The following is a 23,147-nucleotide window of genomic DNA, read 5'->3' on the forward strand; positions in this document are numbered from 1 at the left end:
CGGTCGTCCTAGGGTCAGGTCCGTGTACGTCACGATGATCGTCGTCGCCGTGTTGTGGGGAGCCGCGGCGGGGTTGCTGGTGCCCCGGGCGGTGTATCGGCTGGCGGTGGAGCCGGAGGAGCCGTGGCGGGACCGGTGTCCTGCGGGGCATGTCCTGGTGGGGCCGGCGCGGGGGTGGCTCGGGGGGCCGGGGCGGCGGGAGTGCGCGACCGGCGGGGGGCCGTGGGTGGCGCCGCTGGTGACGGCGGCGGTGTGTGGCGCGCTGGCCGGGGCGACGGGTGGGCAGCCGAGGCCGGAGCTGGTGGTGTGGCTGTCGGCGGCGCCCTTCGCGGTGCTGCTGGCCTGTGTGGACGCGCGGGTGCGCCGGCTGCCGGACGGGGTGACGCTGCCGCTGGCCGTAGCGGTGCCGGTGCTCCTTGGCGGAGCAGAGCTCCTGCCGTACGAGGCGGGGTCCTGGGTCCACGCGCTGCTGGGGGCGGTGGTCCTCGGCGGGGCCTATCTGGTGCTGTTCCTGATCAACCCGAGCGGTCTCGGGTTCGGGGACGTGAAGCTGGCGGTGCCGCTGGGGGCGGCGCTCGGCTGGTACGGGTGGGGGGTCCTGTTCAGCGGGGCGTTCGCGGGCTTCCTGCTCGGCGCGGTGTACGGGCTGGGTCTGATGGTGCTGCGCCGGGCGGACCGGTCCGCCGCGATCCCCTTCGGCCCCTTCATGCTCGCCGGCGCGCTCCTCGGTCTGCTCCTGGGAGGGTTCACCGCGCTGCCGTGAGGGGTGACACGTGCAGCCTGACGATCCGCGTCCGGGTGGCTGCGCCGCGTCAACAGGACCGCTCGTGGCCGGTCCCTCTTGGGAGGGACGGAACTCCGCCGCCACGCCGGGGCGCAAACCCGCCATGGGGCCTCGCAGCCCTTGTCCCGCTTGGGATCCGGCGAATTCGGCGGCGTTCGTTCGGCGCACGTGGCGCGCAAGACGACTAACGAAGGGTTATGGTGGAAACCCCCCCTCGGGCCGGTCCGTATCCCCCCCACGGACCGGCCCGTTTTCTTTTCCGGGGCGCCCGGGGAGGCGCTTCCGGGGCCTCCGGGTGAGGCGTCAGCCCCGGCCGGCCCAGATGTTGGTGCCCGCGGTGTCGACCGCGAACGAGTCGATCTCCTTGAGCTCCTCGGCGGTGAGCGGCGCCGCCGCGAGCGCGGCCACGTTCTCCTCGAGCTGGGCGACGCTGGAGGCGCCGATCAGGGCGGAGGTCATCCGCTCGTCCCGCAGGACCCAGGACAGCGCCAGCTGCGCGAGGGACTGGCCGCGGCGCTCGGCGATGTCGGCGAGGCCGCGCAGGCGGCGCAGGACCTCGTCGGAGAGCAGGTTCGGGTCGAGGGACTTGCCCTGGGTGGCCCGCGAGCCCTCCGGGATGCCCTTCAGGTACTTGTTGGTGAGCAGCCCCTGGGCGAGCGGCACGAAGGAGATGCAGCCCATGCCGGCCGCCTCCAGGGTGTCGAGGAGGCCGTCGTCCTCGGTCCAGCGGTTGATCATGGAGTACGAGGGCTGGTGGATGAGCGGACGGACGCCCATGTCCCGCAGGATCCGGGCGGCCTCGGCGGTCTGCTCGCTGTTGTACGAGGAGACGCCGACGTACAGCGCCTTGCCCTGCTGGACGGCGGAGGCGAGGGCGCCCATCGTCTCTTCGAGCGGGGTGTGCGGGTCGAAGCGGTGCGAGTAGAAGATGTCGACGTAGTCGAGGCCCATCCGCTGGAGGGAGGCGTCGAGCGAGGACATCAGGTACTTGCGGGAGCCCCACTCGCCGTACGGGCCCGGGTGCATCTCGTAACCGGCCTTGGTCGAGATGATCAGCTCGTCGCGGTAGGGCGCGAAGTCCTGGGCGAAGAGCTTGCCGAAGTTCAGCTCGGCGGAGCCGGGCGGCGGGCCGTAGTTGTTGGCCAGGTCGAAGTGGGTGACGCCGAGGTCGAAGGCGCGGCGGAGGATCGCGCGCTGGTTGTCGAGGGCGCGGTCGTCGCCGAAGTTGTGCCAGAGGCCGAGGGAGACGGCCGGGAGCTTGAGGCCGCTGCGGCCCGAGCGGCGGTACTCCATGGTGTCGTAACGGTCCGCGGAGGCGCGGTACGGGAGGGATTCAGTCACGTATCTCTGCTTATCACGGACTTGTGACAGTCCCGGGCTGGGAGCCTGTCGTCCGTCCGCAGTAGTGTGGCGGCTTGCGGTCTGCCGCTGCCGGGCGGACCGCCGGTGCATGGAGGGGTAAGAACAGTGAACCTGCGCGACCTGGTGTACGGGCTCTACGCACGCCGGGTGGAAGGCCGCCTCGACCACGCCCAGGTGCCCAAGCACATCGGGGTGATCCTCGACGGGAACCGGCGCTGGGCGAAGGCGTCCGGCGGCACCCCCGAGCAGGGGCACAAGGCCGGCGCGGACAAGATCCAGGAGCTGCTCGGCTGGTGTGCCGAGACGGACGTCGAGGTCGTCACGCTCTGGATGCTCTCCACGGACAATCTGAACCGGCCGGAGGAGCAGCTGGTCCCGCTGCTCGGGATCATCGAGAACGCCGTGCGTTCGCTGGCCGCCGACGGCCGCTGGCGGGTCAACCACGTCGGCACGATGGACCTGCTGCCCGCGCGCACCCAGTCGGTGCTGAAGGAGGCCGAGCAGGCCACGCAGGGCAACACGGGGATACTCGTCAACGTGGCGGTGGGCTACGGCGGCCGCCAGGAGATCGCGGACGCGGTCCGCTCGCTGCTCCTGGAGCACGCGGAGCGCGGCACGAGCTTCGAGGAGCTCGCCGAGATCGTCGACGTGGAGCACATCTCGGAGCACCTCTACACGCGCGGCCAGCCCGATCCCGACCTGGTGATCCGGACGAGCGGCGAGCAGCGTCTGTCCGGTTTCATGCTGTGGCAGAGCGCTCATTCCGAGTACTACTTCTGTGAGGTCCACTGGCCGGCCTTCCGCAAGGTCGACTTCCTGCGGGCGCTCCGGGACTACGCGGCCCGGCACCGGCGTTACGGCACCTGATCCCTTCGCGGACATTCCCGGTCGGAACCGATCATCTCGTGTTCATGAACACGTCGTCATATGCCGTGGCATGGCAGCCCCTGTTCGAGGGCATATCCCTGGTGAAGTGAGCGGCACGGAGACCGCCACCCGGGAGGCCCCTTGCACCAGGACGACCGTGCGGGACACGTACGGGAGAAGCGGAGGGCCGTGGTTCGGCCCGCGCATCGCGGCCTGAGCCCGGTCCCATTCCGCAGCGACACCGGTTCCGTCGCACCCCGACCTCACAGGGGTCTTCCGAGGGGGTCTGTCCTTCCGTGGTGACCAGCACGAAGCGCCGCCTTTCCGACCGGCGCACCTATGTTCTCGACACCAGCGTCCTGCTGGCCGACCCCAACGCCGTCTCGCGGTTCGAGGAGCACGAGGTGGTGCTCCCGATCGTGGTGGTGACGGAGCTGGAGGCCAAGCGGCACCATCCCGAACTCGGCTACTTCGCCCGGCAGGCCCTGCGCCTGCTCGACGACTTCCGGGTCCGGTACGGACGCCTCGACGCCCCCCTCCCCGTCGGGGAGCTCGGCGGCACCCTGCGTGTCGAACTCAACCATTCCGACCCCGGCGTCCTGCCCGCCGGCTACCGGTTGGGGGACAACGACTCACGGATCCTCGCCGTCGCGCGCAACCTCCAGGCCGAGGGGTACGACGTCACGGTCGTCTCCAAGGACCTGCCGCTGCGCATCAAGGCCTCCTCGGTGGGTCTGCTCGCCGAGGAGTACCGCGCCGAACTCGCCATCACGGACGCCAACGGCTGGACCGGGATGTCCGAGCTCGCGCTCTCCGGCGAGCAGGTGGACCTGCTCTTCGAGCAGAACACGCTGTACGTGCCGGAGGCCGCCGAGCTCCCGGTGCACACGGGCCTGGTGCTCCAGTCCGAGCGCGGCAAGGCGCTCGGCCGGGTCACCGCCGAGGGGAACGTACGGCTGGTCAGGGGCGACCGGGAGGCCTTCGGGCTGCACGGCCGCAGCGCCGAGCAGCGGATCGCGCTCGATCTGCTCCTCGACCCGGAGGTCGGCATCATCTCGATGGGCGGCCGGGCCGGCACCGGCAAGTCCGCCCTCGCCCTCTGCGCGGGTCTCGAAGCGGTCCTCGAGCGCCGGCAGCACCAGAAGGTGATGGTCTTCCGTCCGCTGTACGCGGTCGGCGGCCAGGAGCTCGGCTACCTGCCGGGCAGCGAGTCCGAGAAGATGAGCCCGTGGGCCCAGGCGGTGTTCGACACGCTGTCCTCGGTCGCGAGCCGCGAGGTCATCGAGGAGGTCCTCGGGCGCGGGATGCTGGAGGTCCTGCCGCTCACCCACATCCGGGGCCGCTCGCTGCACGACGCGTTCGTCATCGTCGACGAGGCCCAGTCCCTGGAGCGGAACGTCCTGTTGACCGTTCTGTCCCGTATCGGGGCGAATTCGCGGGTCGTCCTGACCCATGACGTCGCCCAGCGGGACAACCTCAGGGTCGGCCGGTACGACGGAGTCGTCGCCGTGGTCGAGAAACTGAAGGGGCATCCGCTCTTCGCCCACGTCACCCTCACCCGCTCCGAGCGCTCCCAGATCGCCGCGCTCGTGACGGAGATGCTGGAGGACGGTCAGATCTGACCCGATTCGTAGAGGTTCGTACGCCTCTGTAGACGTACGGCAGTTGGCGCCGCCCGGCAAAGCGCAGGAGCTTAGCCGGGCGGCGCCGCGCTGTCGCCCGTAACTCCGAAAACTCGTGCCCCTGCCGAGGTGTGAGCTTTCACACGCAACACGGAATTGCCTTGCGGTGTCGCCGTCCGGCAAAGTCTTGCTTCCGTCAGGCCCCGCATACGGCACACGTGCACCCCCAGGGGTGCGCAACAGCACCGCACAACTCAACAGCCGTCCGCCGTATGCCGCCCACAGCACCACGGGCCCGTGTCTTCTGTGACCCCGTACGTCGGAGACCAGCGCCAGGGGCAAGATTTCGCCCGCGTGGTCACCTGTGCGGGCGTGCTGGAAGGAAACCGTGTGAGCCGGATCTCGGTCCGGGGATTCGCGGTGGCTTCGGCCACTGCGGTCACCACCGTCGGCGCCGTCGTTGGCGTTGCGTCGGGTAACGCCGTTCAGCCCTCGGACGACAACTTCGAGGCCGCCGCGGCCGACGCCACCCTGCTCGCGGACATCCCCGCGGGCAGCCAGGCCCAGGTACAGGTCGCGTCCCTCTCGGAGCAGGCCGATGTCCAGGCCGCCGCCGCCGATTCGGCTGCGAGGAAGTCCGCCGAGGAATCGGCCCGGCTCCGCGCCGCCAAGGACGCCGAGGCGAAGAAGGAAGCGGCCGACAAGGCAGCCAAGGCCGAGAAGGAGCGCAAGGACGCCGCCGAGCGCGCCAGCCGCGACTCCGTCCGCGACGCCTCCACCTTCTCCGCGCAGGGCTCGTACACCATCGCCGAGGTCAAGGCGATCGCCCGCCAGATGATCCCGGCCTCGCAGTTCCAGTGCTTCAGCAACATCGTGGACCACGAGTCCGGCTGGAACTACCGTGCGACCAACGCCTCTTCGGGCGCCTACGGTCTCGTGCAGGCCCTGCCGGGCTACAAGATGCAGTCCGCCGGCGCCGACTGGCAGACCAACCCGGCCACCCAGATCAAGTGGGGCCTCAACTACATGGACAGCCGTTACGGCAGCCCGTGTGGCGCCTGGTCGTTCTGGCAGGCCAACCGCTGGTACTAGGCACCGCGCTCAACCCCGGGAAGCCCCTCACCGTCCTACGGTGAGGGGCTTCTTGCGTGTAGGTTCGCGAGGAGGACCGAGCGGGCGGGGACGGGACCTACGGGACGGACCGGCGGGGGAAAGAGGAAAGAGATGTCCGGAGTGCCACGCTGGCTGGGCCGGCTGGGCGAGAGCCTGAGCCGCATGGGAGAACGACTCGACGAGCGCCGTGCCGAGGCCGAGCGGGAAGATCCGCTCGGCCCGCCGTACGAGACCCCTCGCGAAGTCCCGCACGACGCACCGCGCGCGGCCGTGCCCGAAGGGCCGGACTCCGACCCGGACACCGCCGCGCCCCTCCCCGACACCGAGGCGGCACCGGCGGCCGAGACCGCGCCCGCCGAGCAGAGCCGCTCCGTGCCCGCGCCGCCCTCCTACGCGCCGGCCGTCGCCGCGCGCCCCGACCCCGTCGCCGCGATCCCCTGGGGGATGCGGGTCGCGGCCGAGGCGGGCTGGCGGCTGCTCGTCCTCGCCGGCACGGTCTGGGTGCTGATGAAGGTGATCAGCTCCGTCCAGCTGGTCGTCCTCGCCTTCGTCGCCGCGCTCCTGGTCACCGCCCTGCTCCAGCCCACCGTGGCCATGCTGCGCAGGAAGGGCCTGCCGCGCGGGCTCGCCACCGCCGTCACGGCCGTCTCGGGGTTCGTCGTGATGGGCCTGGTCGGCTGGTTCGTGGTCTGGCAGGTCATGGACAACATCGACAACCTGTCCGACCAGGTCAAGAACGGCATCGAGGAGCTCAAGCGCGGGCTCCTCAACAGCCCCTTCCACGTCACCGAGCAGCAGATCAACGGCATCGCGAAGAACCTCAGCGACTCCGTCGGCGCCAACGCCGAGCAGATCACCCAGGTCGGACTCCAGGGCGTCACCGTCGTCGTCGAGGCGATGACCGGCATCCTGCTCGCCATGTTCTCGACGCTCTTCCTGCTCTACGACGGGAAGAAGGTCTGGGAGTGGACGCTCAAGCTGGTGCCCGCCCAGGCCCGGCCGGGCGTCGCGGGCGCCGGCCCGCGCGCCTGGCGCACCCTCACCGCCTACGTGCGGGGCACGGTCCTCGTCGCGCTGATCGACGCCGTCTTCATCGGCCTCGGACTCTGGTTCCTCGAAGTGCCGATGGCCGTGCCGCTCGCCGTCTTCATCTTCCTGTTCGCCTTCATCCCGCTGGTCGGTGCCGTCGTCTCCGGCGCCCTCGCGGTCGTCGTCGCCCTGGTCACCAACGGGCTCTTCACCGCGCTGATGGTGCTCGTGGTCGTCCTCGCCGTCCAGCAGATCGAGGGACACGTCCTCCAGCCGTTCATCCTGGGCCGCGCGGTGCGGGTCCACCCGCTCGCCGTCGTCCTCGCGGTCGCGGCCGGCGGTCTGACCGCCGGCATCGGCGGCGCGGTCGTCGCCGTCCCGCTCGTGGCCGTCGCCAACACGGTCGTCGGCTACCTCCGCGCGTACACCACCGAGCAGGCCCTGCGCAGTACGCCGGAGCCGCGCGGCGCGACCGCCTTCGAGGTCGCCCCGACGCCGGCGCCCGGCACCCTCGCCACGAAGGGGGACGGCAAGTGATATCGGAACCCGAGTTCGTGGGCGGTACGGAGTTCGACGAGCCCGAGGTGCTCACCGAGACACCGCCGCCCCGGCCGCCGCGCGCCCGGCGGCACTGGGTGTGGGCGCTCGGCGGCGCGGTGCTCGCCTCGGCGGTCTGGGGCGGCGGGCTCCTCGCGTACGGGCTGAAGAAGGAGCCGGGCCCGGACCTCGGCGGGTACAAGCCGGTGGAGAAGCTCTGCGACGCCGCGAAGGTCAAGGCGCTCACCGCCGCCCTCGGCAAGCAGGTCTCGCCGGTGTCCTTCGGTCCGAACCTGGACGAGCCCGCGCTCAGCGAGTCCAGCTGTCAGATCACCTTCGACGACGAGCAGACCGGGCCGAGCGTCTACATCAGGTACACCCTGCACAAGATCATCGACCCGGGGCCCGAGTTCGCGGCGCGGGCGCAGCAGTTCGGCGTGCTCCAGAAGATCGGCGGGGTCGGCGAGCAGGCCTTCTTCGACGACGAGCAGGGCCAGGGCGGCAAGCTCATGGTCCTCGACGGCCAGGCCGAACTCGAACTGCAGATCTACACCCAGACCGGTCTGGAAGTGGACGGGAAGCCGGTCGACACCGGGCCGCCCGTCGACCTGTCCGGCATCGACGTGCCGTTGACGCAGGACGCGCTCGCGCTGCTGAAGGCGCTCAGGAAGTGACGGAAGGGCCCCGGGACGCGATGTCCCGGGGCCCTTCTCGTACGACGTCGGCCTGTTCGCCCTACTCGGCGAGGACGGCCTCGGCGTCCAGCGTGACGCCGACCGCCTGGATGACCGCGGCGATCTTCACGGCCTCCTGGATGGTGGCGCGGTCGACACCGGCCTGGCGCAGGACCTGCTCGTGCGAGTCCAGGCACTGGCCGCAGCCGTTGATCGCGGAGACGGCCAGCGACCACAGCTCGAAGTCGACCTTCTCGACGCCCGGGTTGCCGATGACGTTCATCCGCAGACCGGCGCGCAGCGTCCCGTACTCGGGGTCCGACAGGAGGTGCCGGGTCCGGTAGAAGACGTTGTTCATCGCCATGATCGCGGCGGCGGACTTGGCGGCCTGGTACGCCTCGGGCTTCAGGTTGGCCTGGGCCTCGGGCTCCAGCTCCTTGAGGACCTTCGGCGAGCGCGAGGCGATCGCGCAGGCGAGGACGGTGCCCCACAGCTGCTGCTGCGGAAGGTCGCTGTTGCCGATGACCGAGCCGAGGTTCAGCTTCAGGTCCTTGGCGAAGTCCGGTATGGCGGACTTGAGTTCGTCGAGAGCCATGTTCGGGTCGCCCTTACTCGCCGGAGAGGAGCGCGGCGGCGTCGAGGGTGCCCTCGCCCTTGTTCCAGTTGCAGGGGCAGAGCTCGTCGGTCTGCAGGGCGTCGAGGACCCGCAGGACCTCCTTGGGGTTACGGCCGACGGAGCCCGCGGTCACCATGGTGAACTGGATCTCGTTGTTCGGGTCCACGATGAAGACGGCACGCTGGGCGAAGCCGTCCGCGCCCTCGACGCCGCAGTCGCGCATGAGCTCGTGCTTCGAGTCGGCGAGCATCGGGAAGGGCAGGTCACGCAGGTCGGCGTGGTCCTTGCGCCAGGCGTGGTGGACGAACTCGGAGTCGCCGGAGACGCCGAGGATCTGGGCGTCGCGGTCGGCGAACTCGTCGTTCAGCTTGCCGAAGGCGGCGATCTCGGTGGGGCAGACGAAGGTGAAGTCCTTCGGCCAGAAGAACACCACGCGCCACTTGCCCTCGTAGGCCTTGTGGTCGATCTGCTCGAACTCCTTGCCGCTCTCCAGCGACACGCAGGCGGTCAGGTCGTAGGTGGGGAACTTGTCACCGACAGTGAGCACGCGCTCTCCTTGCACAACGGGAAGGGTCCCTTTTGGGGTCTTCCGTGGGGGTTGGACGAATCACAGCATGGCACGGAGTGCATTGATCAGTGAAATAGCTAGAGTGGTTCGTGTTGATCGAAGGTGGTTATCAGTGGCGTCCCCGTACAGCACCCCGCACACTCCGCACCGAGGCAAGCAGCCGAGCCTCTCGCAGCTCAGAGCCTTCGCCGCGGTCGCCGAGCATCTGCACTTCCGCGACGCGGCGGCGGCCATCGGCATGAGCCAGCCCGCGCTCTCGGGCGCGGTTTCGGCTCTCGAAGAGGCACTCGGTGTCCAGCTCCTTGAGCGTACGACGAGAAAGGTGCTGCTCTCGCCCGCCGGGGAGCGGCTCGCGGTCCGCGCCCGGGCCGTCCTCGACGCGGTCGCGGAGCTGATGGAGGAGGCCGAGGCGGCCCAGGCCCCGTTCACCGGGGTCCTGCGGCTCGGCGTGATCCCCACCGTGGCGCCGTACCTGCTGCCCACCGTGCTCCGCCTGGTCCACCGGCGCTACCCGGACCTCGACCTCCAGGTCCACGAGGAGCAGACCGCCACGCTCCTGGAGGGGCTCGCCGCGGGCCGGCTCGACCTGCTGCTGCTCGCCGTGCCGCTCGGCGTGCCCGGCGTCACCGAACTCCCGCTCTTCGACGAGGACTTCGTCCTGGTCACCCCCGAGGGGCACCCGCTCGCCGGGCGCGACGACATCCCGCGCGAGGCCCTCAAGGAGCTCAGGCTGCTCCTCCTCGACGAGGGCCACTGCCTGCGCGACCAGGCCCTCGACATCTGCCGGGAGGCCGGCCGCACCGACGGCGCCGAGGTCACCACCACGGCTGCCGGGCTCTCCACCCTGGTGCAGCTGGTGGCGGGCGGGCTCGGCGTGACGCTGCTGCCGAGCACCGCCGTCACCGTCGAGACCGCCCGCAACAACGCCCTCTGGACCGGCCTCTTCGCCGAGCCCGCGCCCACCCGCCGGATCGCCCTCGCCATGCGCTCCGGAGCCGCCCGCCACGCCGAGTTCGAGCAGCTGGCGGACGCGCTCAGGGAGGACATGAAGGGGCTTCCCGTACGCGTGGTGGGCACCGGCGACTGACCCCCGGGTCACTCAGGGCGGCCCGGCCGGGTCACTCCGTGCGCAGGCCGTCCGCGCGCATCAGCCGCCACAGGAAGGGCATGCTCAGCAGCGTCACGGCCGCGATGAGCGCGAGGCCGATGCCGACGATGGGCACGAAGCCCCACCAGTCGACGACCGGCAGGCCGCCCATCTTCAGCAGGACCAGGCCGAGGCAGAGGCCGCCCGCCACGGCGAGGACCAGCCCGAGGAGGATCGGGACGGCCGTCTGCCAGAGCACCGACCAGCTGAGGGTGGAGCGCCGGGTACCGAAGGCGATCAGCGAGGAGAGCAGCCGCTTGCGGTCCCTGAGCTGCTCCAGGGTGGTGACCAGGAGCGAGGCCGCGACCAGCAGCATCGTGAGGGTGGAGCCGACGAGGATGCCGGTGCGGACGCTGGAGAACGCGGCGTCGCGCTCGGTGTCCTTCAGGGTGCGGACCCAGGACGTCCGGTCGATGGCGTCCGCCGTGTTCCGTACCCGGTCGGCGGCGTCCGGCACGGCCGGGTCGAGCCGGACCATGGCCAGCGCCTCGGGCGCGTCGAGCACCGCGGCGCCGACCGCCTTCGGGGTGGCGAGGATCCCGAACTGGTACATGCCCGTCGGGTCGGTGCGGGCGTCGACGACCTTGGCGCCGGCGGGGATCCGCCACTGCGGCGGCGGGCCCTTCGGGCGCTTCGGCGCGCTCGGGTGCGGGTGCGGGTCGCGCAGGGCGACCGTGGCGCCCGGCCGTGCCGTCCGGGTGACGTAGGAGTCGTCCGGGTTGCCCTGCTTGCCGTGCGCGAGGAAGACGAAGACGTCGCCGTCCGCGCAGGAGGGCAGCGCGGCGAACTCCCGGAGGGAGGCGCAGTCGCCGACCCGGAGCGAGGCCGTCGGGGAGAACTCCTCGCCGTTCTTCAGGGGGCCGGGCCGCCAGACGCGCGACTCGACGACACCGGTCGCCCCGGCCACGCCCTTCGTGGCGGCGACGCGGTCGATGATCCCGCGGGCCTCCCCGGCGTTGTCGGCGTCGGCGCCGATCACGATCTGGGCGCGGGTGGTGTCCTCGCCGCTGAACCGGGTGAACTCGCGCTCCATCGCGCCGAAGAGCATCTGGAGGGCGATCGCCCCGGTCGCCGCGACGACGATGCCGCTGACCGCGCGGGCCGCCGTGCCGCTGCTCAGCTGGAGCCTGCGGACGGCGAGCTGCCAGGACACGGGGCCCGTGTGCAGCCGCTTCACCACCGCCTCGACGAGCCACGGAAGCACCGTGGTGAGGCCGATGAGGGCGAGCGTGGTGCCGGTCACCACGCCGGCCGAGTCGATGCTGGTCTCGGACATCCGGACGTCGCCGATGAGCGGGACGAGGAAGGCCGTGCCGACGGCGAGCAGCAGCAGCCGCCACCACAGCCTGCGGCGGCGCGGGGTGGAGGTGCGGACGACGCCGAGCGGTTCGATCGCCACCCCGCGCAGCGCGAAGAGGGTGACCACGACGGAGGCGACCGGCACGGCGGCGAGGACGAGCACCGCGAGCGCGGGCATCGGCACGACGTCGGAGGGGTAGGCGTTGACGTCCCAGATGGTGAAGGTCCCGGCGAACTGCCGGGCCGCCACGAAGAAGCCGAGTCCCGCGAGGAGGCCGAGCAGCGCCCCCGCGAGGGACTCGCCGGCCGCGATCCGCCGGGTCATGGCGGTGTCGGCGCCGACCAGGCGCAGCGCGGCCAGCCGCCGGTCGCGCTGTTCGCCGCCGAAGCGGACGGCGGTCGCGATGAACACGAGCACGGGCAGCAGGAGGACGACGCAGGCCACGACGACCAGGAGGATGAGGAACGCGTTCATCGGTTCCTCGGGGACCGACCAGCCGTAGCGGTCGCCGCGCCCGTCGAAGTTGTCCGTGTTCAGGAAGTCGACGTGGGCGACGTACCGCAGTTCGGCGGGGCCGATGAGACCGGCGGGCCCGATCGTCCCGGCGATCTTGTAGGGGAGCCGTTCCTTGAGCAGCGCGCCCTCGGGGGAGCCGAGCAGTTTCCCGAGCGCGGGGGAGACCAGCATCTCGCCGGTCTTGGGGTACGCGGGCGCGCCGGGCGGCAGCGGGGGCGCGTCGCCCTCGGGGCGGAGCAGCAGGCCGCTGATGGTGTCGTCGCGGTAGACGGTGTTCCGGGTGAGGTGGAGAAAGGAGTCGGGGCGCGCTTCGGTGACCTGCGAACTGGCGTCGACGGCGCGGACGGACTCCCGTACTTCCCGCTGGAAGAGCATGTTCGGGAAGGAGGCGGCGAGCAGCAGCAGGGTGACGCCGAAGCCGACGCCGACCGCGGTCAGCACGGTACGGAGCAGTCCGGAGCGGCCGCCGGTGCACGCGAACCGGGCGCCGAGCGTCAGGTCGCGGGCCCAGGTGCGGAGCGTCATGCCACCCACTCCGCGTCCCGGACGGACCCGTCCCGCACGACGACCTCGCGGTCGGAGTAGGCGGCGACCCGGGCCTCGTGGGTGACGAGGACGACGGCGGCGCCGGTGTCCCGGGAGGCGTCGGTGAGCAGGCGCATGACGCGCTCGCCGTTGAGGGAGTCGAGGGCGCCGGTCGGTTCGTCGGCGAAGATCACCCGCGGGGCGGTGACGAGCGCGCGGGCGACGGCCACGCGCTGGCCCTGGCCGCCGGATATCTCGCCGGGGCGCTTGGCCGCGGTGTCGTCGACCTCGAGGCGGGCGAGCCATTCGGCGGCCCTGGCCTCGGCGGTCTTCCGCTTCTCGCCGTTCAGCCGGAGCGGGAGTGCCACGTTCTCGACGCAGGTCAGTTCGGGGACGAGCTGGCCGAACTGGAAGACGAAGCCGAAGTCGGTACGGCGCAGGGCGCTGCGCGCGGTGTCGGAGAGGGCGGTGAGCTCGCGCCCGTCGTAGGTGATGGTGCCGGCGTCGGGGCGCACGATTCCGGCCAGGCAGTGCAGGAGCGTCGACTTGCCGGAGCCGGAGGGGCCCATGACGGCGACGACCTCGCCGGCCCGGAGGGAGAAGTCGGCTCCGGCGAGCGCGGGGGTCGGTCCGTAGGTCTTGGCGAGGCCGGTGGCGCGGAGCAGCGGGGTGGCGGTCATCGGCGGATCTCCTCGGCGAGCCGGTCGAGGCGGGCGGCGGTCAGTTCCAGCCAGCGCAGGTCGGCTTCCAGGTGGAAGAGGGCGTGGTCGCAGATGAGCTGGTCGGCGAGGTCGCCGTCCTTCTTGCGACGGGTGAGCTCGCGCATCAGGCGCAGGTGCTCGGAGCGCTGGGTGTCGAGGAGCTCGGCGGCCCCGCGGCCGGTGAGGAGGGCCAGGACGACCTTGGTGTAGAGCGTCGACTGGAGGTACGGCTCGGGCTTCTCGGGGGTGGCGAGCCACTGGGTGACATCGGTGATGCCGGCCTCGGTGATCGCGTACCGCTTCCGCTCGGGGCCGCCGCCGGCCTCGATGCCGTCGACGACGACGAGGCCGTTCTTCAGGAGCCTGGACATGGTCGAGTAGACCTGGCCGTAGTGGAGCGGCCGGTCGTGGCCGAACGTGTCGTCGAAGGCGCGCTTGAGGTCGTAGCCGTGGCGCGGGCCGGACTCCAGGAGTCCCAGGAGGGTGTGACCGATGGACATGGAGGTCACTGTACACGGGGTGTATACGCACGGTGTATAGCCAGGTTCACGACGGCGGATCACTAAACGGAATCAGTCCCTCACGCAACCGGACGGCCCCCGCGAGCGTCGGTTCCTCTGGGCGTGGGTGCTGATTGTCACGTCATGAAAAGGCGTGATCGGTTGTCCTTTGTCCGCCTCGCCGGTGTTAGCTTGCTGAGCTGATCCGGCGTGGCGCCACACGACACCGGGACGCCGGGACACACGACGAGCGGAGCGACAGGACCCATGGGCCGACCCGACAAGAGCAAGGCGAAGAAGCGCGGCATACGCCGCCTCTTCACCTGGAGGAAGCTGCTGGGCACCTTCTTCGTGTGCTGCCTGCTCGCCATGGGCGCCCTCTACGTCGTCTACCTGCTGGTCCCGGTGCCCTCGGCCAACGCCGAGGCGACGATGCAGAGCAACATCTACAAGTACTCCAACGGCAAGATCCTCGCCCGCACCGGCGAGATCAACCGCGAGATCGTCGGCCTGGAGAAGATCCCCGCCCAGGTCCAGAAGGCGTTCGTCGCCGCCGAGAACAAGTCCTTCTACCGGGACAACGGCGTCGACATCAAGGGCACCACCCGCGCCGCCTGGTCCACCCTCACCGGCAAGGGCAAGCAGGGCGGTTCGACGATCACCCAGCAGTACGTCAAGAACTACTACCTGAGCCAGGACCAGACGGCGACCCGCAAGCTCAAGGAAATGGTCATCGCCATCAAGGTCGACGACGAGATGAGCAAGAGCGACATCCTCGCCGGCTACATGAACACCAGCTACTACGGCCGCAGCGCCTACGGCATCCAGGCCGCCGCCCGCTCGTACTACGGCGTCGACGCCACCCAGCTCACCACCGCCCAGGGCGCCTACCTCGCCTCGCTGCTCCAGGCGCCCAACCAGTACGACTGGAACTCCGCCAGCGCCACCGGCCGCAAGCTCGTCGAACAGCGCTGGAACTACGTCCTCGACAACATGGTCGGCGAGGGCTGGCTCGGCGCCTCCGAGCGCGCCGGCATGAAGTTCCCCGTCCCGCAGAAGCCCAAGCCCGCCCCCGGCATGGAAGGCCAGACCGGCTACCTCGTCGAGGCCGCCAACCAGGAGCTCATGCGCCAGGGCGTCAGCGAGGAGGACATCAAGGCCGGCGGCTGGACGATCACCCTCAACATCGACGAGAAGAAGCAGAAGGACCTCGTCAAGGCGGTCGACAAGCAGCTGGAGGCCAAGCTCGACCGCAAGGGCGACAAGAAGCAGGCCACCGTCCAGGCCGGCGCCACCTCCGTCGACCCGAAGACCGGCGCGGTCGTCGCCCTGTACGGCGGCGTCGGCGCCACCGAGCACTGGATGTCCAACGCCACCCGCCGCGACTACCAGCCCGCCTCCACCTTCAAGCCGATCGTCCTCGCCTCCGCCATCGACAACCACTCGGTGACCCAGGACGGACGCCAGATCGGCCTCGGCACGGTCTACGACGGCAACAGCCGCCGCCCCGTCGTCGGCAGCGACATCCCCTTCGCGCCCGAGAACGAGGACGACGACGACTACGGCCCCGTCAGCGTCCAGAAGGCCACCAACAGCTCGATCAACTCGGTCTACGCCCAGATGATCGTCGATGTCGGCCCGGGCAAGACCAAGAAGACCGCCCTCGCCCTCGGCATGAAGGACGGCCGGGACTTCCCCGAGTCGCCCGCCATGTCCCTCGGCACCATGGGCGCCTCCACCATGGACATGGCCGGCGCCTACGCCACCCTCGACAACCACGGCCGCAAGGTCACCCCGGTCCTGGTGAAGGCCGCCGCCCACCGCGACCGCACGGTCGAACCCACCAAGGGGATCGGCGAGCAGGTCATCACCCGCGAGGCCGCCGACACCGCCACCAAGGCCATGACCGGCGTCGTCCGCAGCGGCTCCGGCACCCGCGCCGCCGGAAACTACGAGGCCGCCGGCAAGACCGGCACCTCCGAGAACAACCGTTCCGCCTGGTTCGTCGGCTACACGCCCGAACTCGTCACCGCCGTCGGCCTCTTCGGCGAGGACGCCAAGGGCAACCAGGTCACCCTGACCGACACCATCAACCCGGGCCGCGCCAACGGTGGCCGTACCCCCGCCCTGATCTGGGGCGACTACACCGAGCGCGCGCTGAACGGCGGCTCGGACGCCTCCTTCGACCTGGAGACCGACAGCTCCTCCGACGACGGCACCTACCCGGACCCGACGGCGACCACCGAGGCCCCCACGCAGGAGCCCACCGAGGAGCCGACCACCGCGTCCCCGGACCCGACGGCCCCGCCGACGAGGGCCACCACGCCGCCGCCGACGAACCCCGTCACCACGCCGCCGACGCCCACCGAGAAGCCGACGACCGAGCCGCCGGCCCCGCCGACGACGATCGAGCCGCCGGACACCGCCGATCCCGGCCAGGGCAGCGACAGCCGCCCGGGGCAGTAGCGACCACACGGCGAAGGCCGGACCCCACGAGGGGTCCGGCCTTCACCGTCGTCCGGGAACGGGCCCGTTCAGCTCCGGGTGGCCAGCTCGAACCAGACCACCTTGCCGCCCGAGAGCCGGGTCGCCCCCCACCGGCGGGCCAGCCGGTTCACCAGGAACAGACCACGCCCGCCCTCGTCGGTGTCCCGCGCCCGCCGCTGCCGCGGCAGCTGCGGGGAGTCGTCGCCGACCTCGCAGCGCAGCACGTCCGTCCGCAGCAGCCGCAGGGTCACCGGACGCTCCGCGTACCGCACGGCGTTCGTCACGACCTCGCTGATCAGCAGCTCGACCGAGTCTGTCAGCTCCTCCAGGTCCCAGCGGGCGAGCGCCCGCCGGGCGAGCCGCCGGGCCCGCCCCGGTGCCGCGTCCTCCGGCTCCAGGAACCAGTACGCCACGTCGCTCGGCGCGATCCCGTCGAACCGGGCCGCCAGCAGCGCGATGTCATCGTCCCGGTCGCCCGGACCCAGCATGTCGAGGACGTCGTCGCAGAGCGCCTCAAGGGGCGGCGAATGGTCCGGGCCGGTCAGCTGCGCGGTCGCCGCCAGGCGCTCCCGCAGCTGCTCGATCCCGGTCCACACGTCCCGAAGCCGGGACTCGACCAGACCGTCCGTGTACAGCAGCAGCGTGGCACCCGCCGGGGCGTCCAGCTCCACCGCCTCGAAGTCGACGCCGCCGACCCCGATCGGGGCGCCGGGCGGCACCCGCAGCACCTCGGCCCGGCCGCCCAGGTGGAGCAGTATCGGCGGCGGATGGCCCGCGTTGGCCACGGTGATCCGGTGCGAGACGGGGTCGTACACCGCGTACATGCAGGTCGCCATCCGGTCCTGGCCGAGCCGCTGCGCCTGCTCGTCCAGGTGGTGCAGGACCTCCTGCGGCGGCAGGTCGAGGCCGGCCAGGGTCTGCGCGGTGGTGCGCAGCTGGCCCATGATGGCGGCCGAGGTCATGGAGTGGCCCATGACGTCGCCGACGACCAGCGCGACCCTGCTGCCGGGAAGCGGGATCGCGTCGTACCAGTCGCCGCCCACCCGGGCCGTCTCGGCGGCCGGCAGATAGCGGGAGGCCAGCTTCACGCCGGTCGGCTGCGGCAGCGAGTCCGGCAGCATCGTCCGCTGGAGCTCGTCCGCGATGTACGCCTCGCGGCCGTAGAGCACGGCCTTGTCGATGCCGAGCGCGGTGTGCGTGGCCAGCTGCGCCGCGACCAGCAGGTCGTTCGGCTCGAAGCCGGCCCGCTCGGCGCGGCGCAGGAAGACGGCCGCGCCGATCACCCGGCGCCGGCCGCGCAGCGGCGCGAGGACCGCCCGCAGCCCGCCCGGCAGCGGATGGTCCGGGCCGAGCAGCTCGCTCAGCGCGGTCTTCGCGGCCGCGGAGTCGCCGAACACCGGCCGCACCCCGCGCAGCACCTCGGCCAGCGCACCCCCGGACCGCACCTCGCAGAGTTCGGCCGCGGGGGTCGGGTCGGGATCGGGTACGAGGACCAGCTCCTCGCCCTCCAGATCGCTTAACCGGAGCCGGTCGGTACGGCGCAGCCGCAGCACGAACGGCGCCACCGGCCGCTCGTCGCCCACCGGCAGCGGATCGCGCAGGTACACCAGGATCTCGTCGGAGAAGGTCGGCACGGTGGCCCGGCACAGGCCGAGCACGATCTCGTCCAGGTCGATGCCGCGCGCGATCCGCCGGGTCGCGGCGCCGACGAACCGCAGCCGGTCGCCCTCGCGCCGGGCCGCGGTGTCCCCGCTCCGCGCTCCGCCGGGCGGCTGCGGCGCCACGGCGACGGCGACCGCCCCAGGACCGCCGGGGGTACCCGTCCCGCCCGGGGGGCCGGGGTTCTGCGGGACGCCGGGAGAGCCGGGGCCCGTACCGCTCGCACTCGTGGGGCCGCCGGAGGCGGCGGGGGGCGCCGCGGCGGGGCCGGGCACCGTCGGGCGGCCGGGCGCCGCCGGCGCGTCCGGGCCGGGGGAGGGGGCCGTCCGGCCCGCCGGGCCGCCCGGCTGGGCGGGCACGTCGGAGGGCAGGCCGGCCGCCGCCTCCTGGCGAGGGCGCGCGCGTTCCTGCGGCCGGGCAGCCAGGGGCTGCCGGCCTTCGTGGGAGGTGGGATGCTCCGTCACGCGTGGGGTTCCGTCCGTCCGGGCCGGTGGTGCGATGCACTCGCTCTTCTCGCCGATGCCGCGCCTTCGGCAGGGATAAACCCCTCGTATGCAGCGGATGTGGACGCTCCGCGCGATGCGGCAACGGCAGGGGTCGGAACACCCGGGCACAGGTCCGGCACTGTTCTCCCCCTCGTGGATGACTTGTGGTCAGGTCCTGCGCCGTACTGAGTCGTTGACGTGCTGTCCGGTCGGTCCGACGGGCTGTCCGGTCCGCTTCTGCCGTGCGGAGGACGATCCTACGTTTGAACCCCGGGGGCGCATCAAGGGTCTCACGGTGCCGTGTGCGCCGGAGTGCGGTCCCAGTCGGCCGGCAGCGCCGGAACCTTCCATGCCGGATCCGGCCGCCAGTCCTCCCAGCCGTCCGCGAACGGCGCGCCCCACTCCTGGATCCGCTCCACCGCCCGCTGCCCGGCGGCCCGTACCCGGTCCGCCTGTTCCGGGCTCATCAGGCCGGACCGCTGGGCCTGGGCGAACTCGTCCTCGTCCCGCCACAGCCAGCTGCGGTCCGGGTAGACGGAGATGTCGAGGAAGTGGTCCTCGGAGTCGAGGCCGCCGGACCACCGGACCCGCGGCTCCTCCAGGTTCACGTACCAACTGCGGAAGCGCCAGCCGCGCTCCCAGAACAGCCACACCGACCACGGCTCGCCGGGCCGGGCCAGCTTCAGCACCCCGCTGCCGAACCACCGCGCGCGTTCCGTGGTGCGCGGCGCCGTGTACCGGGTGGCGAGCGGCTCGTCGTGCACCGGGGTGCCGTCGGCGAGCACGGGACGTACGCATTCGGTGCCCGGCGCCATCCAGACCGCGAGCAGCTCAGGCGTGTCCCGCACGACCGTCACCGGCCGGCAGATGTGCACCTCTCCGGTGCCGTTGCCGCGGTAGCGCCAGAGGATGTGATCCCCCGGCGCCCAGTGCTGAGAGCCGCCCGATCCTGTCATGGCCAGATCTTAGGGGCGCGCTCCCACGACCGCTGCGGTACAGGTCACGGATGAGTCAGCGGTGACGACGCCGGGGGCCCGTCCTAGGGGCGGGTCATGCGCAGGACGTCGAGGGCCTCGTCCAGCTGCTCGACGGTGAGGTCGCCGCGCTCGACGTAGCCGGAGTCGAGGACGACCTCGCGGATCGTCCGGCGTTCTGCGAGGGACCTCTTGGCGACCTTGGCGGCCTCCTCGTACCCGATGTACTTGTTCAGCGGGGTGACGACGGAGGGCGAGGACTCGGCGTACTCGCGGGCGCGCTCGACGTTGGCGGTGATGCCGTCGACCGTGCGGTCGGCGAGCAGCCGGGAGGCGTTGGCCAGGAGGCGTACGGACTCCAGGAGGTTCTTGGCCATCACGGGGAGCATCACGTTGAGCTCGAAGTTCCCGGCGGCGCCGGCCACCGCGACCGTGGTGTCGTTTCCGGTCACCTGGGCGGCGACCATGAGGACCGCCTCGGGGATCACCGGGTTGACCTTGCCCGGCATGATCGACGAGCCGGGCTGGAGGTCGGGGAGCTCGATCTCGGCGAGGCCGGTGCGCGGGCCGCTGGCCATCCAGCGCAGGTCGTTGGCGATCTTGGTGAGGGAGACGGCGAGGGTACGGAGCTGGCCGGACGTCTCGACCAGGCCGTCCCGGGCGCCCTGCGCCTCGAAGTGGTCGCGGGCCTCGGTCAGCGGCAGGCCGGTCGCGCGGGCGACCTCGGCGATGACGGCGGCGGAGAAGCCGGCCGGGGTGTTGATGCCGGTGCCCACCGCCGTACCGCCCAGGGGGAGTTCGGCGAGGCGGGGGAGCGCGCCGCGGAGCCGCTCGACGCCGTAGCGGATCTGGGCCGCGTAGCCGCCGAACTCCTGGCCGAGGGTGACCGGGGTGGCGTCCATCAGGTGCGTACGGCCGGACTTCACCACCGTCGCGAATTCGGCCGATTTTCGCTCCAGGGCGGTGGCCAGGTGGTCGAGGGCCGGGATCAGGTCGTGGGTGACGGCGCCGGTGGCCGCGATGTGGATGGAGGACGGGAAGACGTCGTTGGACGACTGGGAGGCGTTCACATGGTCGTTGGGGTGGACCGCGCGGCCCTCGGGGAGGCGCTCGGTGGCGAGGGTGGCGATGACCTCGTTGGTGTTCATGTTGGACGAGGTGCCGGAGCCGGTCTGGAAGACGTCCACCGGGAAGTGCTCGTCCCAGCGGCCCTCGGCGACCTCCTCGGCGGCCGAGACGATGGCCTGCGCGCGGTCCTCGTCGATGACGCCGAGCTCGGCGTTGACCTTGGCCGCTGCGGCCTTGATCCGGGCCAGGGCCTCGATGTGGGCGCGCTCCAGGCGCTGGCCCGAGATCGGGAAGTTCTCCACCGCCCGCTGCGTCTGCGCCCGCCACTTGGCGTGGGCGGGGACCCGCACCTCGCCCATCGAGTCGTGCTCGATCCGGTATCCGTCGTCCTTGCTCATGGTGAGTCAGCCTCCTGTGCTGGTCGGGGGGTCGACTCCCCGAACCCCCCGAAAAAGATGAGCACTTGTCTTGTTCGATGTATTCCCAAGGCGCGTACCGGCCAGTAAAAACCGTGGGTAACCCCACTTCCAGGAGGCGCAATGAAGCGCACCAGGTACAGACTCCGCTGGCCTGTCGCAGCCGTCGCGGCGGCCGCGGCCGCCCTCGGCAGCATGACCGCCGCCGCCCCCGCCGGCGCGGTCGACACGAGCACCACGGCCGGAATCACCTCCACACCGCTCTCCCCCGAGCTGGAGGCGATCCGCGCCGCCGAGGCGACCAGGATCTACGGCGACCCGGCCGAGCGCCCGCTCGCCCAGCGCAAGACCGGACTCATCTCCCTCGGCGACAGCGAGATCTCCGGCGAGGGCGTGGGCAGCTACGAGTCACCCACGAACGGCCCCACCAACTGGTGCCACCGCTCGCCCGACGCCGCGATCCACCGCACCGGGATCCCCGCCGACCTCACCTTCAACGTGGCCTGCTCCGGCGCGTACACCGGCAACATCCGGATCGGCGGCTCCAAGCAGTACGCCGACGAGCTGGTCCAGAGCGACAACCTCGCCATCAAGGCCCGCAACACCCGGATCAAGATGGTCCTGCTCGTCGCCGGCGCCAACGACGACCTCCAGTTCGGCCCGGTCATGACCGACTGCGTCACCCGCTTCGTGCTCAGCCAGGGCACCTGCGAGCCGAAGTACGCCCCCGGCTGGCAGGCCCGCGTCGACGGACTCGTCCCCAAGGTCGAGCAGACCGTGCGCGACCTCAAGACCGTCATGCGCGACGCCGGATACGCCGACGGCGACTACAAGCTCGTCGTCATGGGCTACCCCAGCCCCATCGGCCCCGACTTCTACGACAACCCGAACTTCCCGGGCAAGCTCACCTGCGGCGGCATGGGCTACGACTCCGACACCAAGTGGGGCCGCAACACCGCCGTCCCCGCCTTCGAGCGCGGCATGCGCAAGGCCGCGGCCGACACCGGAGCCGTCTACCTCGACAACTCGCGGCTCTTCCACGGCCACGAGGTCTGCATGGAGGACACCTGGGCCCGGGGCCTCTTCATCGACCTCTCCAAGCCCGGCGGGATCGACGAGAACACCACCCGCCAGTCCTTCCACCCCAACAAGAGCGGCCACGCCGCCTTCGCCTCCTGTCTGACCCAGATCTACAACTCGGGTCTCCGCGAGGCCGGTTGCGCCGACGTCAACTCCTCGGGGACGCCGACCCTCTTCCCGGTCGCCTGGGACGACGCCTACAAGCCGCTGAAGATCGAGGCGACCGGCAACTGCCTCGACGTCAACGCCTCCGAGTCCGCCAACGGCACCGCCGTCCTCGGCTGGGACTGCCACGGCGGCCGCAACCAGAGCTGGTGGTACGACTCCGCCCGGCAGACCCTGCACACCCAGCTCACCCAGGACCGCTGCCTGGACGTGCCCGGCGCCGTCTACCAGGCCGGCAAGGCGCTCATCGTCTGGAACTGCAGCGGCGCAGCCAACCAGAAGTTCGTCCGCGACGGCGCCACGATCCGCCCCGCCGCCGCGACCGGCCTCTGCCTCACCCAGGGCGCGGCCAGGGAGCCGGTCCGGCTCCAGAGCTGCAACGGCTCCGCGAACCAGCGGTTCGTGTAGCCCGGAGCCGTCGTCCGCGCCGCGGCGGCCCCGGGCATCCCGGGACGCCGTCGGGACGTTCCCGTGCTGTGGGAGGCCCGGGAGGCTGCCTAGATTCGAGCCGGTCCTGAGCCATGAGGCTCCGGGCCGGCTCGTCGGCCGTCCGCCCGTGAGCGGGCGCGGCCGGCCTCAGGGAGGGACCTCCATGCACCAGCGCTTCCTCGGCGCCCTCGCGGCCGCCGGACTCGTTCTGATGGCCGGGATCGGCACCGCCGCCCCCGCGTCCGCCGCCATCTCCACGGCCTGCGCCTACACCGGTCAGGAGCCCGTGCTGAGCCAGGGGAGCACCGGTCTCGCGGTGCGGCAGATGCAGTGCGAACTGAACCGGAGCATGACCAAGGTCAAGGTCGACGTGGACGGCGTCTTCGGACCCGCCACCCGGGACGCGGTCTACACCTTCCAGCACTGTGTGGGACTCTCGGTGGACGGTGTCGTCGGTGCCCAGACGTGGGCGCAGCTGAACTACTGGGACAGGAGCTACACCTACCCCGAGGGCTGCTGACCC

At 71.5% G+C, this 23,147-nt stretch carries 19 protein-coding genes; 10 read left to right on the plus strand and 9 right to left on the minus strand.

Annotated features, from left to right (window positions below; all coding sequences use genetic code 11):
• The first annotated feature begins 22 nt into the window (after positions 1-22).
• Complete coding sequence (locus ACZ7G1_RS09605; RefSeq protein ID WP_471204054.1) at positions 23-763, plus strand: prepilin peptidase; 741 nt, start codon at positions 23-25, stop codon at positions 761-763.
• Positions 764-1,087: 324 nt separating this feature from the next.
• Here ACZ7G1_RS09605 and mgrA read toward each other — a convergent pair whose 3' ends face one another.
• Positions 1,088-2,125: an L-glyceraldehyde 3-phosphate reductase gene (gene mgrA, locus ACZ7G1_RS09610; protein WP_470872755.1), complete on the minus strand. Its 1,038-nt coding sequence runs from the start codon at positions 2,123-2,125 to the stop codon at positions 1,088-1,090.
• A 126-nt stretch (positions 2,126-2,251) separates the two neighbouring features.
• Between mgrA and ACZ7G1_RS09615 the strand changes: the two genes are divergently transcribed.
• The 5 genes from ACZ7G1_RS09615 to ACZ7G1_RS09635 all read left to right on the plus strand — a co-directional run bounded on the left by ACZ7G1_RS09615 (position 2,252) and on the right by ACZ7G1_RS09635 (position 7,988).
• Positions 2,252-3,013, plus strand: coding sequence for an isoprenyl transferase (locus ACZ7G1_RS09615; RefSeq protein WP_470872753.1), 762 nt, complete (start codon positions 2,252-2,254; stop codon positions 3,011-3,013).
• Between the two features lie 296 nt (positions 3,014-3,309).
• Complete coding sequence (locus tag ACZ7G1_RS09620) at positions 3,310-4,635, plus strand: PhoH family protein (protein ID WP_470872752.1); 1,326 nt, start codon at positions 3,310-3,312, stop codon at positions 4,633-4,635.
• Positions 4,636-5,025: 390 nt separating this feature from the next.
• Positions 5,026-5,727: an aggregation-promoting factor C-terminal-like domain-containing protein gene (locus ACZ7G1_RS09625; protein WP_470872750.1), complete on the plus strand. Its 702-nt coding sequence runs from the start codon at positions 5,026-5,028 to the stop codon at positions 5,725-5,727.
• Positions 5,728-5,859: 132 nt separating this feature from the next.
• Positions 5,860-7,314, plus strand: a complete 1,455-nt coding sequence (locus ACZ7G1_RS09630) for an AI-2E family transporter (RefSeq protein WP_470872748.1) — start codon at positions 5,860-5,862, stop codon at positions 7,312-7,314.
• On the plus strand, positions 7,311-7,988 hold the full coding sequence (locus ACZ7G1_RS09635) for a hypothetical protein (RefSeq protein WP_470872746.1): 678 nt from the start codon (positions 7,311-7,313) through the stop codon (positions 7,986-7,988). The genes ACZ7G1_RS09630 and ACZ7G1_RS09635 overlap by 4 nt, the downstream gene beginning before the upstream one ends.
• Positions 7,989-8,049: 61 nt before the next feature.
• Here the strand turns inward: ACZ7G1_RS09635 and ACZ7G1_RS09640 are convergent, their stop codons facing one another.
• A complete protein-coding gene (locus tag ACZ7G1_RS09640) occupies positions 8,050-8,583 on the minus strand; it encodes an alkyl hydroperoxide reductase (protein ID WP_017239860.1) in 534 nt (177 codons plus the stop codon).
• Between the two features lie 13 nt (positions 8,584-8,596).
• Complete coding sequence (locus tag ACZ7G1_RS09645) at positions 8,597-9,151, minus strand: peroxiredoxin (protein ID WP_015035887.1); 555 nt, start codon at positions 9,149-9,151, stop codon at positions 8,597-8,599.
• 133 nt (positions 9,152-9,284) lie between these two features.
• Here ACZ7G1_RS09645 and ACZ7G1_RS09650 point away from each other — a divergent pair, with 133 nt between their 5' ends.
• Positions 9,285-10,259 carry a hydrogen peroxide-inducible genes activator gene (locus tag ACZ7G1_RS09650; protein ID WP_470872744.1) on the plus strand — a complete coding sequence of 325 codons (975 nt, stop codon included), beginning with the start codon at positions 9,285-9,287 and terminating at the stop codon, positions 10,257-10,259.
• Between the two features lie 31 nt (positions 10,260-10,290).
• On the opposite strand, the gene ACZ7G1_RS09655 is transcribed toward ACZ7G1_RS09650, so the two are convergent.
• Genes ACZ7G1_RS09655 through ACZ7G1_RS09665 form a run of 3 tightly spaced genes read right to left on the minus strand, consistent with a single transcriptional unit; the run spans position 10,291 to position 13,861 of the window.
• Positions 10,291-12,660, minus strand: a complete 2,370-nt coding sequence (locus ACZ7G1_RS09655; RefSeq protein WP_470872742.1) for an FtsX-like permease family protein — start codon at positions 12,658-12,660, stop codon at positions 10,291-10,293.
• Positions 12,657-13,340 carry an ABC transporter ATP-binding protein gene (locus ACZ7G1_RS09660; RefSeq protein ID WP_470872741.1) on the minus strand — a complete coding sequence of 228 codons (684 nt, stop codon included), beginning with the start codon at positions 13,338-13,340 and terminating at the stop codon, positions 12,657-12,659. The genes ACZ7G1_RS09655 and ACZ7G1_RS09660 overlap by 4 nt, the downstream gene beginning before the upstream one ends.
• Positions 13,337-13,861: a PadR family transcriptional regulator gene (locus ACZ7G1_RS09665; protein WP_470872739.1), complete on the minus strand. Its 525-nt coding sequence runs from the start codon at positions 13,859-13,861 to the stop codon at positions 13,337-13,339. Before ACZ7G1_RS09665 ends, ACZ7G1_RS09660 begins: the two co-directional genes overlap by 4 nt.
• Positions 13,862-14,128: 267 nt before the next feature.
• Between ACZ7G1_RS09665 and ACZ7G1_RS09670 the strand changes: the two genes are divergently transcribed.
• Positions 14,129-16,327 (plus strand): transglycosylase domain-containing protein, encoded by a 2,199-nt coding sequence (locus ACZ7G1_RS09670; protein WP_470872737.1) that lies wholly within the window; start codon positions 14,129-14,131, stop codon positions 16,325-16,327.
• A gap of 68 nt (positions 16,328-16,395) precedes the next feature.
• Here ACZ7G1_RS09670 and ACZ7G1_RS09675 read toward each other — a convergent pair whose 3' ends face one another.
• The 3 genes from ACZ7G1_RS09675 to ACZ7G1_RS09685 all read right to left on the minus strand — a co-directional run bounded on the left by ACZ7G1_RS09675 (position 16,396) and on the right by ACZ7G1_RS09685 (position 20,932).
• Positions 16,396-18,471 (minus strand): SpoIIE family protein phosphatase, encoded by a 2,076-nt coding sequence (locus tag ACZ7G1_RS09675; RefSeq protein ID WP_470872736.1) that lies wholly within the window; start codon positions 18,469-18,471, stop codon positions 16,396-16,398.
• A 311-nt stretch (positions 18,472-18,782) separates the two neighbouring features.
• Positions 18,783-19,448: a cytidylyl-2-hydroxypropylphosphonate hydrolase gene (gene fomD, locus ACZ7G1_RS09680; protein ID WP_470872735.1), complete on the minus strand. Its 666-nt coding sequence runs from the start codon at positions 19,446-19,448 to the stop codon at positions 18,783-18,785.
• 83 nt (positions 19,449-19,531) lie between these two features.
• The gene (locus tag ACZ7G1_RS09685; protein ID WP_470872733.1) at positions 19,532-20,932 is read right to left on the minus strand and encodes a class II fumarate hydratase; all 1,401 of its coding nucleotides are present in this window, start codon (positions 20,930-20,932) and stop codon (positions 19,532-19,534) included.
• A 141-nt stretch (positions 20,933-21,073) separates the two neighbouring features.
• Between ACZ7G1_RS09685 and ACZ7G1_RS09690 the strand changes: the two genes are divergently transcribed.
• Both ACZ7G1_RS09690 and ACZ7G1_RS09695 read left to right on the plus strand, forming a co-directional pair.
• A complete protein-coding gene (locus ACZ7G1_RS09690) occupies positions 21,074-22,603 on the plus strand; it encodes a ricin-type beta-trefoil lectin domain protein (protein WP_470872731.1) in 1,530 nt (509 codons plus the stop codon).
• A gap of 184 nt (positions 22,604-22,787) precedes the next feature.
• Positions 22,788-23,144, plus strand: coding sequence for a peptidoglycan-binding domain-containing protein (locus ACZ7G1_RS09695; protein ID WP_470872730.1), 357 nt, complete (start codon positions 22,788-22,790; stop codon positions 23,142-23,144).
• The last annotated feature ends 3 nt before the right edge of the window (positions 23,145-23,147 follow it).

It is taken from the genome of Streptomyces sp. NPDC037273 (genome assembly GCF_055603625.1).

Excerpts from the sequence above, each read along its gene's own strand:
- fomD (WP_470872735.1), bottom strand. The coding sequence starts at position 19,448 with ATGACAGGATCGGGCGGCTCTCAGCACTGGGCGCCGGGGGATCACATC.
- ACZ7G1_RS09665 (WP_470872739.1), bottom strand. The coding sequence starts at position 13,861 with ATGTCCATCGGTCACACCCTCCTGGGACTCCTGGAGTCCGGCCCGCGC.
- ACZ7G1_RS09630 (WP_470872748.1), top strand. The coding sequence starts at position 5,860 with ATGTCCGGAGTGCCACGCTGGCTGGGCCGGCTGGGCGAGAGCCTGAGC.
- ACZ7G1_RS09670 (WP_470872737.1), top strand. The coding sequence starts at position 14,129 with ATGGGCCGACCCGACAAGAGCAAGGCGAAGAAGCGCGGCATACGCCGC.
- ACZ7G1_RS09690 (WP_470872731.1), top strand. The coding sequence starts at position 21,074 with ATGAAGCGCACCAGGTACAGACTCCGCTGGCCTGTCGCAGCCGTCGCG.
- ACZ7G1_RS09640 (WP_017239860.1), bottom strand. The coding sequence starts at position 8,583 with ATGGCTCTCGACGAACTCAAGTCCGCCATACCGGACTTCGCCAAGGAC.
- ACZ7G1_RS09660 (WP_470872741.1), bottom strand. The coding sequence starts at position 13,340 with ATGACCGCCACCCCGCTGCTCCGCGCCACCGGCCTCGCCAAGACCTAC.
- ACZ7G1_RS09695 (WP_470872730.1), top strand. The coding sequence starts at position 22,788 with ATGCACCAGCGCTTCCTCGGCGCCCTCGCGGCCGCCGGACTCGTTCTG.
- ACZ7G1_RS09655 (WP_470872742.1), bottom strand. The coding sequence starts at position 12,660 with ATGACGCTCCGCACCTGGGCCCGCGACCTGACGCTCGGCGCCCGGTTC.
- ACZ7G1_RS09685 (WP_470872733.1), bottom strand. The coding sequence starts at position 20,932 with ATGAGCAAGGACGACGGATACCGGATCGAGCACGACTCGATGGGCGAG.